At 72.5% G+C, this 14365-nt stretch carries 10 protein-coding genes; 3 read left to right on the top strand and 7 right to left on the bottom strand.

What is annotated here, in order from left to right:
• Positions 1–45 precede the first annotated feature (45 nt).
• The 7 genes from AB0B57_RS21140 to AB0B57_RS21170 all read right to left on the bottom strand — a co-directional run bounded on the left by AB0B57_RS21140 (position 46) and on the right by AB0B57_RS21170 (position 9222).
• Complete coding sequence (locus tag AB0B57_RS21140) at positions 46–1269, bottom strand: hypothetical protein (protein ID WP_357072180.1); 1224 nt, start codon at positions 1267–1269, stop codon at positions 46–48.
• 103 nt (positions 1270–1372) lie between these two features.
• A complete protein-coding gene (gene hutH / locus AB0B57_RS21145; RefSeq protein WP_357072183.1) occupies positions 1373–2911 on the bottom strand; it encodes a histidine ammonia-lyase in 1539 nt (512 codons plus the stop codon).
• Positions 2908–4092: an imidazolonepropionase gene (gene hutI, locus AB0B57_RS21150; RefSeq protein ID WP_357072187.1), complete on the bottom strand. Its 1185-nt coding sequence runs from the start codon at positions 4090–4092 to the stop codon at positions 2908–2910. The genes hutH and hutI overlap by 4 nt, the downstream gene beginning before the upstream one ends.
• Positions 4089–5456, bottom strand: a complete 1368-nt coding sequence (locus tag AB0B57_RS21155) for a formimidoylglutamate deiminase (RefSeq protein WP_357072190.1) — start codon at positions 5454–5456, stop codon at positions 4089–4091. The genes hutI and AB0B57_RS21155 overlap by 4 nt, the downstream gene beginning before the upstream one ends.
• Positions 5447–6649, bottom strand: a complete 1203-nt coding sequence (locus AB0B57_RS21160) for an allantoate amidohydrolase (RefSeq protein ID WP_357072193.1) — start codon at positions 6647–6649, stop codon at positions 5447–5449. The genes AB0B57_RS21155 and AB0B57_RS21160 overlap by 10 nt, the downstream gene beginning before the upstream one ends.
• Positions 6650–6704: 55 nt before the next feature.
• Complete coding sequence (hutU, locus tag AB0B57_RS21165) at positions 6705–8360, bottom strand: urocanate hydratase (protein ID WP_357072196.1); 1656 nt, start codon at positions 8358–8360, stop codon at positions 6705–6707.
• A 16-nt stretch (positions 8361–8376) separates the two neighbouring features.
• A complete protein-coding gene (locus tag AB0B57_RS21170; protein ID WP_357072199.1) occupies positions 8377–9222 on the bottom strand; it encodes a MurR/RpiR family transcriptional regulator in 846 nt (281 codons plus the stop codon).
• Positions 9223–9389: 167 nt separating this feature from the next.
• Between AB0B57_RS21170 and AB0B57_RS21175 the strand changes: the two genes are divergently transcribed.
• The 3 genes from AB0B57_RS21175 (at position 9390) to AB0B57_RS21185 (ending at position 14187) form a co-directional block, all read left to right on the top strand.
• The gene (locus AB0B57_RS21175; protein ID WP_357072202.1) at positions 9390–10568 is read left to right on the top strand and encodes a hypothetical protein; all 1179 of its coding nucleotides are present in this window, start codon (positions 9390–9392) and stop codon (positions 10566–10568) included.
• Between the two features lie 92 nt (positions 10569–10660).
• A complete protein-coding gene (locus AB0B57_RS21180; RefSeq protein ID WP_357072226.1) occupies positions 10661–12154 on the top strand; it encodes an O-antigen ligase family protein in 1494 nt (497 codons plus the stop codon).
• A 41-nt stretch (positions 12155–12195) separates the two neighbouring features.
• Positions 12196–14187, top strand: coding sequence for a hypothetical protein (locus AB0B57_RS21185; protein ID WP_357072205.1), 1992 nt, complete (start codon positions 12196–12198; stop codon positions 14185–14187).
• Positions 14188–14365 lie beyond the last annotated feature (178 nt).

The raw sequence follows: 14365 nt of genomic DNA on the forward strand, positions 1-14365 counted from the left end.
GCAGCACCGGGACGCGGCGGCGCGGTCGGTGACCTCCGACGGCTGTCACCAGCTCTTGGTCACGAGGTCGCCGCCTAGTTCGTCGATCCCGACGCGGTCCTCCGTCGCGAGGACGGTGAGCATCCGTTTGGCCTCGGCTACGGTGGCGATCCGGCCGGTCGAGGTGGCCTGGGCCGTGTCCAGTTCCTCCAGCCACAGTCCGTCGCGCTCCCAGGCGACCTGCACGCAGCCGCCGGAGCGGCCGAAGGCGGTCAGGAAGTCCCTGCTCAGCGGTCGCATCGCGTGGAGCAGAAGGCAGGCCTCGGCCGCGTCCAGGGGCACCTCCTTCTGGAAGTCGTCGCGGTGCTGGTAGGTCGTCTCGAGAAAGTCGGGCGGGGCCGGTCGGGCGACCGCCCGCGCTGATCCGTCGGTCAACCGGCGGACCAGCTCCATGCCGTCGTGCCGGCCGACGGTCAGCTCCCGCCCGTCCTGCTCCGGGTACGCGCCCACCAGGGCGTCCCCCTCCCGTCGAACGACGACGGCGGCGTCCCGGTGGGCGAGCCGGATCCGCACGCCGGTAGGCAACCAGGGCAGGTGCAGGCCGGCGAGCCGGGCGGCCGAGGACAGCCCCTCGGTCGGGGCGTACCTCCCGGTCCACGGGGAGAGCAGCGCCATCTCGACGTCCACGTCGTCGTCGACAGTGACGGGCAGCGCGGCCAGCCGACCAACCCGGCGTCGCTGCCAGGTCAACGAGACCCGGATCCGGGTGCCGGTGCTGCCGTCCCAGTGCACAGTCAGCCCCTCGGCGCGCAGCGCCGCCACCACCTCCGCGCCGATGTCGGCCGTCGTCGGCTGCCCGAACAGGCCGTACGCGACGTGCACCCCCGAGTCGTCGACACCGTTCTCGGCGTCCTGCTGGTGGTAGAAGGCGTACCCCCGGGCGGTGCGCCCCTGCGGTATCTCGGCGCCGATCTCAGTGGTGCCGCAGGTCTGGCAGCAGCTGAAGTTTTCCCGGGCCACCACCCCGGCGGTCGAGAGCGTCCGGAAGGCCGCGGTGAGCCGATCGTTGTCGGTGATTTCTGGCCACTGCGCCTGGGCGGCGAGGTGGGCGCTCAACTCTTCGGTCACCACCGGCCAGGCTCGGGCCTGGATCTCCGTAGGGTCTGCCTCGTCGGCGAGATATTCCATCGTCGCGGCGACGATCGCGGCGGCCGGCAACTCGGCCAGCGCCACCTGACGGCGGACGTGGTCCCGGATCTGCTCGGTGAGCTCAGGCTCCTCGATATCCACGGCGGCGAACCTAGCAGTGCCGGCCGACAGGCTGGTCGAGGGCGGGACCGGACCCTGCCGCCCGCCGCCTGACCCGCGGCGGGCGACAGCGACCCGACGAAGGTCAGCCCAGCGGGCCGACCTCCCGTTCGATGGCGGCGCGCAACTCCGGCCCGGCGACGACGGCGCGGGCCGCCTCCATCACCGGGGCGAGGAACACGTCCGGGCCGGGCTCGCCGGCCGCCGGGCCGAGCGCGGCGACGGCGGCCCGGCCGGCCGGTGACGGCTCCAGCGGGGCGCGCAGTTGCAGGCCGCGTACGCCGGCCAGCAACTCGACCGCCAGCAGGCTGGTGAGGTTGTCCAGGACGGTACGCAGCTTCTTGGCCGCCGCCCAGCCCATCGAGACGTGGTCCTCCTGCATCCCGCTCGTGGGCAACGAGTCCACCGAGGCGGGGGCGGCCAGTCGACGGTTCTCGGCGACGATCCCGGCCGCCGTGTACTGGGCGATCATCAGCCCGGAGTTGACACCGGCGTCGGGGGACAGGAACGCCGGCAGTTCCCGGGAGCGGGTGACGTCGAGCAGCCGGTCCACCCGCCGCTCGGCGATCGCGCCCACCTCGGCGGCGGCGATGGCGAGGAAGTCCGCCGCGAACCCGAGCGGCGCGCCGTGGAAGTTACCCGTCGACTCGACCCGCCCGTCCGGCAGCACGACCGGGTTGTCCACCACGGACACCAACTCCCGGCCCGCGACCGTGCGGACGAAGTCCAGGGTGTCCCGGGCCGCGCCGGCCACCTGCGGCGCACACCGCATCGAGTACGCGTCCTGCACGGCGTGCGCCAGGTCGTCGCGGTGCGAGTCCATCACCCGGGAGTCCTGCAACAGCCGGTGGATGTTCGCCGCCGACGCCGCCTGACCGGGGTGCGGCCGGATGGCGTGCAGCTCGGGCAGGAACGGCCGCTCCGAGCCGAGCATCGCCTCGATGGCCAACGCGGCAGTCACGTCGGCCATGGCGAACAGGTGCGCCGCGTCGTGGATGGCCAGCAGCAGCATGCCGAGCATGCCGTCGGTGCCGTTGATCAGCGCCAGGCCCTCCTTGGCGGCCAGCTCGATCGGCGTGAGCCCGGCGGCGCTCAGCGCGTCGGCCGCGTCCTGCCGCTCACCGTCGGGCCCGAGGACCCAGCCCTCACCGAGCAGCACCAGCGCGCAGTGCGCCAGCGGCGCCAGGTCACCGGAGGCGCCCAGCGAGCCGTGTTCCGGCACCCACGGGGTGATGTCGTGGTTGAGCAGGTCGACCAGGGCCTCCGCGACCAGCGGTCGGACCCCGGAGCGGCCCAGCGCGAGGGACCGGACCCGCAGCAGCATCATGGCCCGGACCACCTCGCGCGGCATCGGCGCACCCACCCCGGCGGCGTGCGAGCGGATCAGCGCGTGTTGCAGCTCGGCCCGCCGCTGCGGGGCGATGAAGGTGTTGGCCAGCGCCCCGAACCCGGTGGAGACCCCGTAGACGGGCCGGCCGGACGACTCGATGCCGTCCACGATGGCCCGGCTGGTCGCCATCGCCTCGATGGTGGCCGGGGCGAGGACGATCGTGGCGGTGCCGCGGGCCACCGCGAGAACATCGTCGGCGGTGATCCCGGTGGGCTGGATGGTCACGGTCGTCATGGCGTTACTCCGTTGCGAATTACCTGGCGGATCAGGGGGACACCGGGCCGGTAGGCCAGGTGCAGGTAGGAGGGGGCGTCCAGCACGATCAGGTCGGCCCGCGCGCCGGGGGTGAGCACACCGACGTCGTCGCGGCGCAGGGCCCGCGCGCCACCGGCGGTGGCGGCCCAGACCGCCTCCGCCGGGGTCATCCGCATCTCGCGGACCGCCAGGGCCACACAGAACGGCATCGACGAGGTGTACGACGAGCCGGGGTTGCAGTCGGTGGCCAGCGCCACCGTCACACCGGCGTCGAGCAGCCGGCGCGCGTCCGGGTAGGGCGAGCGGGTGGAGAACTCGGCACCGGGCAGCAGGGTCGCCACCGTCCGGGTCCCCGGCCCGTCGCGGTGGGCCGTGCCGGCCAGCGCGTCCACGTCGGCGTCGCTCAGGTGGGTGCAGTGGTCGACGCTCGCCGCGTCCAGCTCCACCCCGAGCCGCACCCCGCCGCCGGGGCCGAGCTGGTTGGCGTGGAGCCGTACGCCCAGCCCGGCGGCCTGACCGCTGGCCAGGATCGCCCGGGCGTGGTCGACGTCGAAGGCACCCCGCTCGCAGAACACGTCGACCCACTTGGCGTACGGCGCGGCGGCGGCCAGCATCGGCCCGCAGACCAACCCGACGTACTCGTCCGGGCGGTCGGCGTACTCGGCGGGCACCACGTGTGCGCCCAGGAAGGTGGTCTCGGTGCTGGTCTCGGCGGCGATCCGCAACGAGCGGGCCTCGTCGTCGACGGTCAGCCCGTACCCACTCTTGATCTCCATGGTCGTGGTGCCCTGGCGCAGCGCCTCCCCGCGCAGCCGGCGCACGGTGGCCCGCAGCTCGTCGTCGGTGGCGGCCCGGGTCGCGCCGACGGTGGTCCGGATGCCGCCGCCGGTGTAGGGCTCACCGGCCATCCGGGCGGCGAACTCGGCGGCCCGGTCCCCGGCGAAGACCAGGTGGGCGTGGCTGTCCACGAAGCCGGGCAGCACGGCGGCCCCACCGGCGTCGATCCGCCGGTCGACGGCCGGGGCGGACGCGGACGGCCCGACCCAGGCCACCCGGCCCTCCTCGATCAGTACGGCGGCGTCGCGGTGGATGCCCAGCGGACCCTCGCCGGCACCGTTGGTGACCAGCTCCCCGATGCCGTCGACAAGCAGACTGCTCATGCGGGTATCACCGCCTCGATGGCGGCCGACAGCTCGGCTGGCACGTCCACGCTCAGGTGTTGGCCCTCGGCCACCACCACCCGGCCGTCCACGAGCACCTGCTCGACGTCCCCGGCGGTGGCCGCGAAGAACACCCCCACCGGCGGTACGCCCGCGGTGCGGGCGCTGTCCAGGCGGACCGTCACCAGGTCGGCGCGGGCGCCCACGGCGATCCGGCCGGCGTCGGCCCAGCCCAACGCGGCGTGGCCGGCGGCGCTGGCCGCCGTGAGCAGGTCCAGCGGCGCGAAGTGGCCGCGCCGGCGGGTCCGCAGCCGTTCGTCCAGCTCCACCGCGCGGGCCTCCTCGAACAGGTCGACCACGGCGTGGCTGTCGCTGCCCAGGCTCAACCGGATGCCCGCGTCGGCCATCCGGCGGGCCGGGCCGATCCCGTCGGCGAGGTCCCGCTCGGTGGTGGGGCAGAGGCACACCCCGGTCCGGCTGTCGGCGAGCAGGGTCAGGTCGGCGCCTGTCGGATGGGTGGCGTGCACGGCGGTGGTGCCCGGCCCGAGCACGCCGTGCTCGGCGAGCAGCGCGGTGGGCGTGCGCCCGTGCACGGCCCGGCACTCGTCGTTCTCGGCGGGCTGCTCGGAGAGGTGCACGTGCAGCGGTGCCCGCCGGTCCCGGGCCCAGTCGGCGACCGTACGGAGCTGGTCGGCCGGGACCGCCCGCACCGAGTGCACGGCCGCGCCGACCCGGACGTGCGAGTCCGCCGGCTGGAACGCCGCCGCCCGTTCGGCCCAGCGGGCGGCGTCGCCGTCGCCGAATCGCCGCTGCGGCCCGGCGAGGGGTCGACCGTCCACGCTGGAGGTCAGGTAGCAGGTGTCCAGCAGGGTGAGTCGGATCCCGGCGTGCGCGGCGGCCTCCACCAGCGCCGCACCCATCGTGTTGGGGTCGTCGTAGGCGCCGCCGTCGGGCCGGTGGTGCAGGTAGTGGAACTCGCCCACAGCGGTGATCCCGGCGAGCGCCATCTCGGCGTACACCGCCCGGGCCAGGGCCAGGTAGGTGTCCGGGTCCAGCCGGTCCGCGACGGCGTACATCCGGTCCCGCCAGGTCCAGAAGTCGCCCCGCCCGCCGTGGGTGCGCCCCCGCAGCGCCCGGTGGAAGGCGTGCGAGTGCACGTTGGCCAGGCCCGGCAGGGTCAGGCCGGGCAGTCGGGTGGCGTCTCCCAACACCTCCACTCCGGCGGCGGGGCCGCCGGCCCCCGCCAGCGGCGTCACCGCCGTGAACCGGCCGTCCTCGACCTCGATCAGCACGTCGGGCGTGGGTTCGGCGTGCTCGGGCAGCCAGGCGTACTCGGCCAGCCAGCGGGTCGGTGTCAGCGGCATGTCAGCTCCTGGAGCACCCGGGCCAGCGCGCGTACCCCGGCGGCGCAGTCGTCGTCGGTGGCGGCCTCGGCGGGGGAGTGCGACACCCCGGTCGGGTTGCGCACGAACAGCATCGCGGTGGGCAGGTGCGCGGCCAGCACCCCGGCGTCGTGCCCCGCGCCGGTCGGCAGCACCGGCGCGTCCAGCAGCGTGGCCAGCCGTTCGGCCAGGCCGCCGTCGAAGGCGACGAGCGGCGTCGCCGACTCCTCGGTGACAGTCACCACCGTACCGTCGCGGCGGGCCCGCTCGGCGAGCTTGCCCCACACCGCCTCGACCAGCCCGGTCAGCGTCTGCGGGTCAGCGGCGCGGGCGTCCAGCCAACCTGTCACCTTCGACGGGATCGCGTTCGTGGCGTTGGGTTCGACGGCGACCCGGCCCACGGTGGCGTGGCCGCCGCGCAGCCGGGCCTCCTTGTTGGCCGCCAGCACCGTGAACGCGTAGGTGAGCATCGGGTCGCGGCGGTCGGCCATCCGGGTCGTACCCGCGTGGTTGCCCTCGCCCACGACGTCGAAGCGCCACCGGCCGTGCGGCCAGATCGCGCTGGCCACCGCGACCGGCGCGTCCGTCTCGGCCAGCGCGCGGCCCTGCTCGACGTGCAACTCCACGAAGGCGCCGAACCGGCCCAGCAACTCCGGGCGGGCGCCCGCCGGCCGGTCACCGAGCGCCTCGGCGAAGCTCACCCCGGCCGCGTCGCGCAGGCCGGCCGCGCGCTCGGGTGACAGCACCCCGGTGAGCAGCCGAGACCCCAGACACGGTACGCCGAAACGCGCACCCTCCTCCTCCACGAACGCGGCAAGCACCAGCGGCCGGTCCGGGGTGACGCCCCGAGCGCGCAGCTCGTCCACGGCGAGGAACGCGCTGACGATGCCGAGCGGCCCGTCGTACGCCCCGCCGTGCGGCACCGAGTCGAAGTGGCTGCCGGTGAGCACCGCGTCCGCACCCTCGGGGTCACCCCAGTGGGCGAAGAGGTTGCCGTTGCCGTCCTCGGTGACCGGCAGGGCGCGGTGCTCGGCCTGCGCCCGGAACCAGGCGCGCAGCTCCCGCTCCGGCGCGGTCAACGCGTACCGCAGATAGCCGCCGCTGTCGGCGTCACGCCCGACCGGCGCGATCTCGTCCCACAGGGCCCGGAACCGGCCGGGAAGGTCCGCGGTCACGCTGTGCTCCTGTTGTTCGCGACTGCGGGGCTCCGCTGCGCTGCACTCCTCGCGCTCACGCGGCACCCTCGGCCATGGGCGTGCGGAGGCCGGTGCGGCCCGCGACGTCGCGGGCGATGTCGTAGCCGGCGTCCACGTGCCGGATCACGCCCATCGCCGGGTCGTTGGTGAGCACCCGCTCGATCTTCTGCCCGGCGAGGGCGGTGCCGTCGGCGACACAGACCTGCCCGGCGTGGATCGACCGGCCGATGCCCACCCCGCCGCCGTGGTGGATCGACACCCAGGACGCGCCGCTGGCCGTGTTGACCAGGGCGTTGAGCAGCGGCCAGTCGGCAATCGCGTCGGAGCCGTCGGCCATCGCCTCGGTCTCCCGGTACGGGCTGGCCACGCTGCCGGCGTCCAGGTGGTCGCGCCCGATGACGACCGGGGCGGAGAGTTCGCCGGCGGCGACCATCTCGTTGAACCGCACGCCCGCCCGGTCCCGCTCGCCGTACCCGAGCCAGCAGATCCGGGCCGGCAGGCCCTGGAAGGCGACCCGCTCGCCGGCCATCCGGATCCACCGGGCCAGCGGCTCGTTTTCCGGGAACAGCTCCAGGATGGCCCGGTCGGTGGCCGCGATGTCGGCCGGGTCGCCGGAGAGCGCCGCCCACCGGAACGGGCCCCTGCCCTCGGAGAACAGCGGCCGGATGTACGCGGGCACGAAACCGGGGAAGTCGAAGGCACGCTGGTAGCCGGCGAGCTGTGCCTCCCCGCGGATCGAGTTGCCGTAGTCGAAGACCTCGGCGCCGGCGTCCAGGAACCCGACCATCGCCTCGACGTGCGTCGCCATCGACGCGCGGGCCCGGTCGGTGAACTCGGCCGGCTTCGCCCGCGCGTAGTCCCGGGCGTCGGCCAGCTCCACCCCCACCGGCAGGTACGACAGGGGGTCGTGGGCACTGGTCTGGTCGGTCACGATGTCGATGGCGACCCCGCGGCGGAGCAACTCGGGGAAGACCTCCGCCGCGTTGCCGACCACGCCGACGGAGAGCGCACGCCGGTCCCGCTTCGCGGCGAGCACCCGTCGTACCGCGTCGTCCAGCGAGTCGGCGACCTCGTCCAGGTAGCGGTCCTGCACCCGACGGTCCAGCCGGGTGCGGTCCACGTCGACGATCAGGCAGACGCCGCCGTTCATGATGACGGCCAGGGGCTGCGCGCCACCCATCCCGCCGCAGCCGGCGGTCAGCGTGAGCGTGCCGGCCAGGGTGCTGTTGAACCTCTTGGCGGCCACCGCGGCGAACGTCTCGTAGGTGCCCTGGAGGATGCCCTGGGTGCCGATGTAGATCCACGATCCGGCGGTCATCTGCCCGTACATGGTGAGGCCGAGCTGCTCCAACCGGCGAAACTCCGGCCAGGTCGCCCAGTCGCCGACCAGGTTGGAGTTGGCCAGCAGCACCCGGGGCGCCCACTCGTGGGTGCGCAGCACACCGACCGGGCGGCCGGACTGCACGAGCATCGTCTCGTCCTCGCGCAGGTCGGTAAGCGTGCGGACCAACGCGTGGTACGACGGCCAGTCCCGTGCCGCCTTGCCGGTGCCGCCGTAGACCACCAGGTCGTCGGGGCGCTCGGCCACCTCGGGGTCGAGGTTGTTCATCAACATCCGCAGGGCGGCCTCCTGCTGCCACCCGCGGGCGGTGAGCTGGCTGCCCCGTGCGGCACGGACGGGCTGGGTCATCTCGGGTCTCCTCCGGTCATCCGCGGAACAACTGACGGCGGGCCGCGGAGGCCTCGAACGCCTCCAGTCGGCGTTGGGTGTCGGCCGGCGCGGCGTCGCAGATCGCCTGCAACAGCACCATGGCCAGGGTCATCGGGGCGGTGTGCAGGTCGAAGACGAGCTGCGCGCCGACCGCCGCCGGCAGCACCACGTCGGAGTGCTCGGTGGCGGGGCTGACCGGTGAGTCGGTGATCGCCACGACGGTCAGCCCGGCGTCGCGGGCGTCGCGGAGCGCGTCCAGCGTCTCCCGGGGGTAGCGGGGCAGGACGAAGGCGAGCAGGGCCGACGCCCCGGCCTCGGCCGCCTGCTCCAGGCGGTCGGTGAGCAGGCTGCCGCCGTCGTCGAGCACCCGTACGTCCGGGTGCACCTTGGCCGCGAAGTACGCGAAGTACGCCGCCAGCGGCGCGGCGGCGCGTAGGCCGAGCACCGGCAGCGGGCGGCTGGACGCGAGCAACCGCCCGGTCTCGGCGATCCGGTCCCGGTCGGCGAGCTGACCGGCGAGCCGGTCCAGGTTGCCCATCTCGGCGCGTACCGCCTGCTGTAGCTCGTTGCCGGCGTCCGCCGACCCGGCCGGCGTCGCGACGGTCAGGTCCCGCAGCCGGCGGCGCAGCGCCGGGTACCCGTCGTGGCCGAGCGCGACGGCGAACCGGGTGACCGACGGCTGGCTGACCCCGGCCAGCTCGGCGACCTCGGCGGCGGACAGGTACGCCACGGCGGAAGCGTGCTGCACGAGGCAGTGCGCGATCCGGCGCTGGGTGGGGGTCAGCCGCACCCCGTCGAACAGGTCGAGCAGATCGGTGCCGCGCGCACCACTTTCATTCACGGGCCGACTCTATGCATGGAATCTTTCACCTGGCAAGGCGGCGTCCTCCGACGTCACGGTGTGGTTCCGCGCCGTCCGGAGGGTGTGCGAGGGCACGTGCTGACGGGGCAGTCCGGACTCGGAGGTCATCGGTACTATCCGCTCGGCGAGACGACGGAGGAGCGCCCATGCAGCCGGAAAGTCCCTACAGGTTCACCCGCGTACTCGGCGGGTCTCTGGTGGGAAAGGCATGGGCCGCCGTCGACGGACAGGAACGCCCCGCGACAGTCGTCGTGCTGGACGGGCCGGCGGCGACGGACCCACGCTGGCGCGAGGTCTTCGCCCAGGCCGTCGGGATGTTGGCCCAGGCGCCCGGCGGCCACCCCTACGCCGAGGCCGACCTGACCTCGACCAACCCGTGGGTGGCGTACGCGGGCGACCAGCCGGACGTTCCGGAGCGACTGTTCCGACTCCTTCAGCAGGACTACCGGGCCGAGGACGCCACCGTGTCGCTCGGTGACTCCACCGCCCCGGTGAGCGGCACCCCGGTGTCGACGGGTGCCTGGAGCCAGGGCCCGGCGGGTGACGCCGCCCCGGGCGCGCTGGCCGAGACGACCCAGCAGGTCGCCCTGTACGCGCAGGCACCGTGGTCCGCGCCGGTCTCGGCGGCCCCCTCGTCCGGCGTGCCGGTCCCGCTCGACCGTGAACCGTTCGGGATGCCCGGCCGGCGGATCGCGCCGGTCCAGGTCGTCCGGAAGCGCCGCGGCTGGCTCCCCCTCGTCGCCGGTGGCCTGGCGATCGCCCTCGTCGCCGGTGCCCTGGGGTACGCCCTCGGCGGGTCCGGTGACGAGGAGAAGGCGCCGTCGGAAACCACAGCCCTCTCGCCCTTCCGGGCGACCCAGGCCTCCATCAACAAGGCGAAGTTCGTCGGCGAGCTGGCACCGCTGGGCGAACCATGGCTGCCCGACGTCAGCGGTTGCGTGGTCTACAACGACGACGGCGGCCCGGATCTGCCACCGGACGAGGAGCGCCACGTCTACTGCCCGGACGGGGCACTGCAACTGCACTTCGTGCTCTTCCGGGAACAGGCCCAGCGGGATGCGGCGCGCGCCCACCGCCAGGACCTGAACCTCGCTGCCGGGACGCTCGCCCCGGGGCTGAAGGAGGCGACCCGCACGACCGGCGGCAAGACCGGCGTGCCCGGCAGCTACGTGGAGTACGCGTTCCGGGTCGAGACCGGGACGTACTGCGGCCTCTGGTGGAATCGGGACGACTCCAACGGCGTCCTGGTCATCGAGACGCCCTGTGAGGCCGGCATCGCGGGCAACTGGGAGGCGCTGCGAGACCTGTGGCGCCGGTACAGTTGAGGCCCCGCGTGCCACGACCCGCTCTGGGCGGCGACGGCGATGGAGGCCGTCGTCCGTTGACGACGGCTGCTCCGTACGATCGCACGGTGCACATGGTGACTGACTGGTTCAACAGCCTGGGGCGCCCGGCGCGCTTCGTCGCCCTGTGCCTGCTGTTGGTGGCGGTGGCGTTCCTGGTCCTCGGCAGGTGGGACCTCGCGCTCGCCATCGGCGCCGGTGCCCTGCTGGGGTGGGTGCTGCTGAAGCCGGTCCGGATCACCTGGGCCATCTTCGTGGTGGCCTTCATGGTCCCGGTGACCATCGACCTCGGTTACCCGACCAACCCGTCGTACACGCTGCTGCTGCTCCTCTTCGTCCTCGCCGGCTGGGGGCGGCTGCACCACGCCGAACGGGACGGGTGGCCGCCGCGACGGATCGGTGCGGCACTGCTGCTCCCGTTCTGCGCCGTCCTCGCGGGCGTGCTGCACTGGCACGGCATCAAGCCGGTGGTCGTCGGCGTCGCGCCACTGCTGTGCATCGGCGTGCTGGTCTGGCACCTCGTCGAGGAGGCCCGCCGTGACCCGAAGCTGATCCTGCGCATCGCCGAGGTGTTCACCTGGGTCAGCGTGGCCGTGGCCGCGCTCGCCAAATACCAGACCCTCACCGGCACCTGGCCGCTCTTCGACCAGTTCGCGTACGACTGGACGTACACGTCCGTGTTCGACCCGACCCGGGCGGCCGGGTTCTTCGGTCACCCGATCGTCTACGGGTCCTTCGCCATGGCCATGGCGCTCGTGGCGCTGACCATCCGGGGCAGGTACTGGTACATCCCCTTCACCGCCAACCTCATCGGGCTGGTGCTGTCCGGCACGCGCAGCGCCTGGGTGGGCACCGCCCTCGCGCTCGGGATCTGGCTGCTCCTGAACGTGCGGAGGATCGCCTGGCGTGGCGTGGCCGCCGGGGCCATCATCACCGTGGTCGCCTTCGCCGCCGTCGCGGTCAATCCGTCGACCTTCCGGGTCGGCTCGTCCGAGCCGCCGCCGACCTGGGTCAGCCCGACCGAACCGGGCACCAAGCCGTCGCCGAGTCCCTCCACATCCTCGGTGGACTCGGTCGGCGTGGCAGGAGCACGGATGTCCGACCCGGTGGGATCGGCCAGCGCGAGCGCCCGCTTCGAACGCATCGCCGTCGCCTGGGACGGCATCACCCGGGACTGGTCCACGGTCATCTTCGGTAACGGCCCGGAGTCCAGCGTGCGCTACCTGGAGGACGTCGGGATCGGGGACGGGCAGGCGCAGGTCTTCGACAACACCTACCTGACCATCTGGCACAACTTCGGCCTGGTCGGACTGCTCAGCCTGCTCAGTCTCCTGCTGGCGCTGTTCCGGCGTTCCCGGTCGCTGGCCGGTCGACTGATCATGGTCGGGTTCGCCGCGCAGATCTTCTTCTTCGACGTGTGGCTGTGGCTGAGCGCCGTGGCCGTCCTGCTCCTGGCGGTCAGCCTGGGTGCCGCAGGCAGTCCAGGGGCACCGCCCTGGGCCCTGCGGGACCTGGTGCCAGGCCGGCAGCGGGCCGCCGGGCGAGACAGCGCCGCCCACAGTCACTGACCGCGCGACCTCTCAACAACCCCCTGAAAAGAATGGCCCCAATGAACGACGACACTGGTCCCCGTGGCCGGACCACGCGTGCCGGCGGTAGGTTCGTCCGCGGCATCTGGCTCTTTCCGGCCCTGCTCACGGTCGTTCTGCTGGGGCTGACGGCCCTGCAGATCAACGGCTCCTCGGTGGGCATGGTGCACACCATGTTCTACGGCACGCAGCCGGACCCGGACCTCCTGTTCAACAATCCACAGGGAATCCGGGCCGACGAGTGGAACGTCAACACCCAGATCACCGTCGCCCAGGAAGCCGCCAACTACCCCCGGATCAACCCGAATGTCGGGCAGGGGGAGGACATCTCCCTGATCAGGGATGTCCCGTACAAGGAGTGGTCGGCGGTCTTCAAGCCGCACAACCTGGCCTTCCTGGTGCTGCCGTTCGACTACGCGTTCGCCTTCAAATGGTGGCTGATGGGCTACCTGCTCATCCTGAGTTGCTACTTCTTCGTGCTGGCGCTGATGCCCGGGCAACGATGGTTCGCCGCCGGGCTCGGGCTGGCCCTGTTCTTCAGCCCGTTCGCCCAGTGGTGGTACCAGTACGTCACGTTGTCGTCGATGTACTACGCCCTGTTCGCGGGCACGGCGCTCATCCTCCTGATGCGGTCGAAACGGTTGCTCACCACCGTCGGCTGGGGTGCGCTCCTGGCGTACGTGCTCACCTGCTTCGCGCTCGTGCTCTACCCGCCGTTCCAGGTGGCCTGCGCCCTGGCGGTGGCTCCGTTCGCCGTGGGCTTCCTGATCGAGCAGCGTCGTGCGCTACCGGGCCGGCTGCTGCTGCGGCAGTTGGGCGTCGTCGTCGCGTCGCTGGCGGTCGCGGGCGCCCTGATCGGTGCCTTCGTCGCGACCCGGATGACAGTCATCGAGACCATCCAGAACACGGCCTACCCGGGTAAGCGCGTCGTGGAGAGCGGCAACTTCGCCTTCGTGCACCTCTTCTCCGGGCACACCAGTCTCAACCTGCAGTTCTCCGCCAAGGCCGAGCTCTACAAGGTGATGAGCAACCAGAGCGAGAACTCCAACTTCCTGCTCGTCTTCCCGTTCCTGGTAGTGCCCAGCGTGTTCCTGCTGATCAAGCTGTACCGTGCCCAGCGGACCATCGACTGGCCACTGCTGCTGGTCAGCATCACGCTGCTGGGGTTCCTGGTCTGGCTGTTCGTCCCCCACCAGGAACTGCTCGGCAAGATCCTGTTCCTCAACCTGGTGCCGCACGCACGGCTGCTCATCGGCATCGGTCTGCTCAGTTTCGTCGGGGTGATCCTGTTCGTGCGGCGACTGCTCGACGAGCGCATGGGCCTGCCGAGCCGCAAGCTCGTCATCGGGTACACCCTCGTCGTGCTGCTCGCCCAGGCGCTGCTCACCCTGCACGTGGAGCGGGCCTTCCCGGACTACATGCAGGATCGCGGCCTGGTCCTGTCACTGATCCCCATCCCGCTCGTCGTGTTCCTGCTGCTGCGTAAGCGGTTCGCCTGGGGCGCGGCCGTTCTGCTGGTCTTCTCGGTCGCCATGACGGCGTTCATCCACCCGCTGTACCGCGGCACCGAGGTTCTGACGCGTACGCCGCTGGCGGAGTCGATCCGAGCCATCGAGGCCGAAGACCCCGACGCCTCCTGGGCCATCGAGTCGGGTGGGGTGCAGAACTTCGCCTACATGAACGGCGCCCGCTCGTTGTCCGGCGTCTACGGCTACCCGCAGTTGGATCTGTGGCGGACGGCGGACCCGCAGGGCGAGCAGGACTTCATCTACAACCGCTACGCCCACGTCTGGTTCGTGTTCAACCGGGATCCCGCCCAGAACGTGCCGACCACGTACGCGCTGGGGACCTCCGACCACTTCGAGATCACCACCGAGCCGTGCGGCGACTTCCTCCGCCAGCACCAGGCCCGGTACCTGCTGACCGTGGAACCGCTCAACGAGCCGTGCCTGGAACTGCGCGAGACGGTCCGCTACCCGGCCGCGACGTTCCAGATCTACAAGGTGCGGTAAGGAGTTGGGGCCGGGGCCGGCCAGCGGCGGGCCCCGGCTCCACCCGAACCCACGCGGGCTTAGGTCAGCGCGGGTTGTGGTCAGCCTAATGAGTTCTGGGAGTTGGCTGGTGGGTGCGGCAGACTCCTGGTGGGTAGCCGCTGGCGGATGAGCACTCGCGCAGCCTGGACGTGGTGAG

The sequence above is a fragment of the Micromonospora sp. NPDC049101 genome, assembly GCF_040648675.1.
Classification (GTDB): Bacteria; Actinomycetota; Actinomycetes; order Mycobacteriales; family Micromonosporaceae; genus Micromonospora.

Coding starts and splice junctions, on each gene's coding strand:
- AB0B57_RS21185 (WP_357072205.1), top strand. CDS start 12,196: ATGAACGACGACACTGGTCCCCGTGGCCGGACCACGCGTGCCGGCGGT.
- AB0B57_RS21155 (WP_357072190.1), bottom strand. CDS start 5,456: ATGCCGCTGACACCGACCCGCTGGCTGGCCGAGTACGCCTGGCTGCCC.
- hutH (WP_357072183.1), bottom strand. CDS start 2,911: ATGACGACCGTGACCATCCAGCCCACCGGGATCACCGCCGACGATGTT.
- hutU (WP_357072196.1), bottom strand. CDS start 8,360: ATGACCCAGCCCGTCCGTGCCGCACGGGGCAGCCAGCTCACCGCCCGC.
- AB0B57_RS21180 (WP_357072226.1), top strand. CDS start 10,661: ATGGTGACTGACTGGTTCAACAGCCTGGGGCGCCCGGCGCGCTTCGTC.
- AB0B57_RS21175 (WP_357072202.1), top strand. CDS start 9,390: ATGCAGCCGGAAAGTCCCTACAGGTTCACCCGCGTACTCGGCGGGTCT.
- hutI (WP_357072187.1), bottom strand. CDS start 4,092: ATGAGCAGTCTGCTTGTCGACGGCATCGGGGAGCTGGTCACCAACGGT.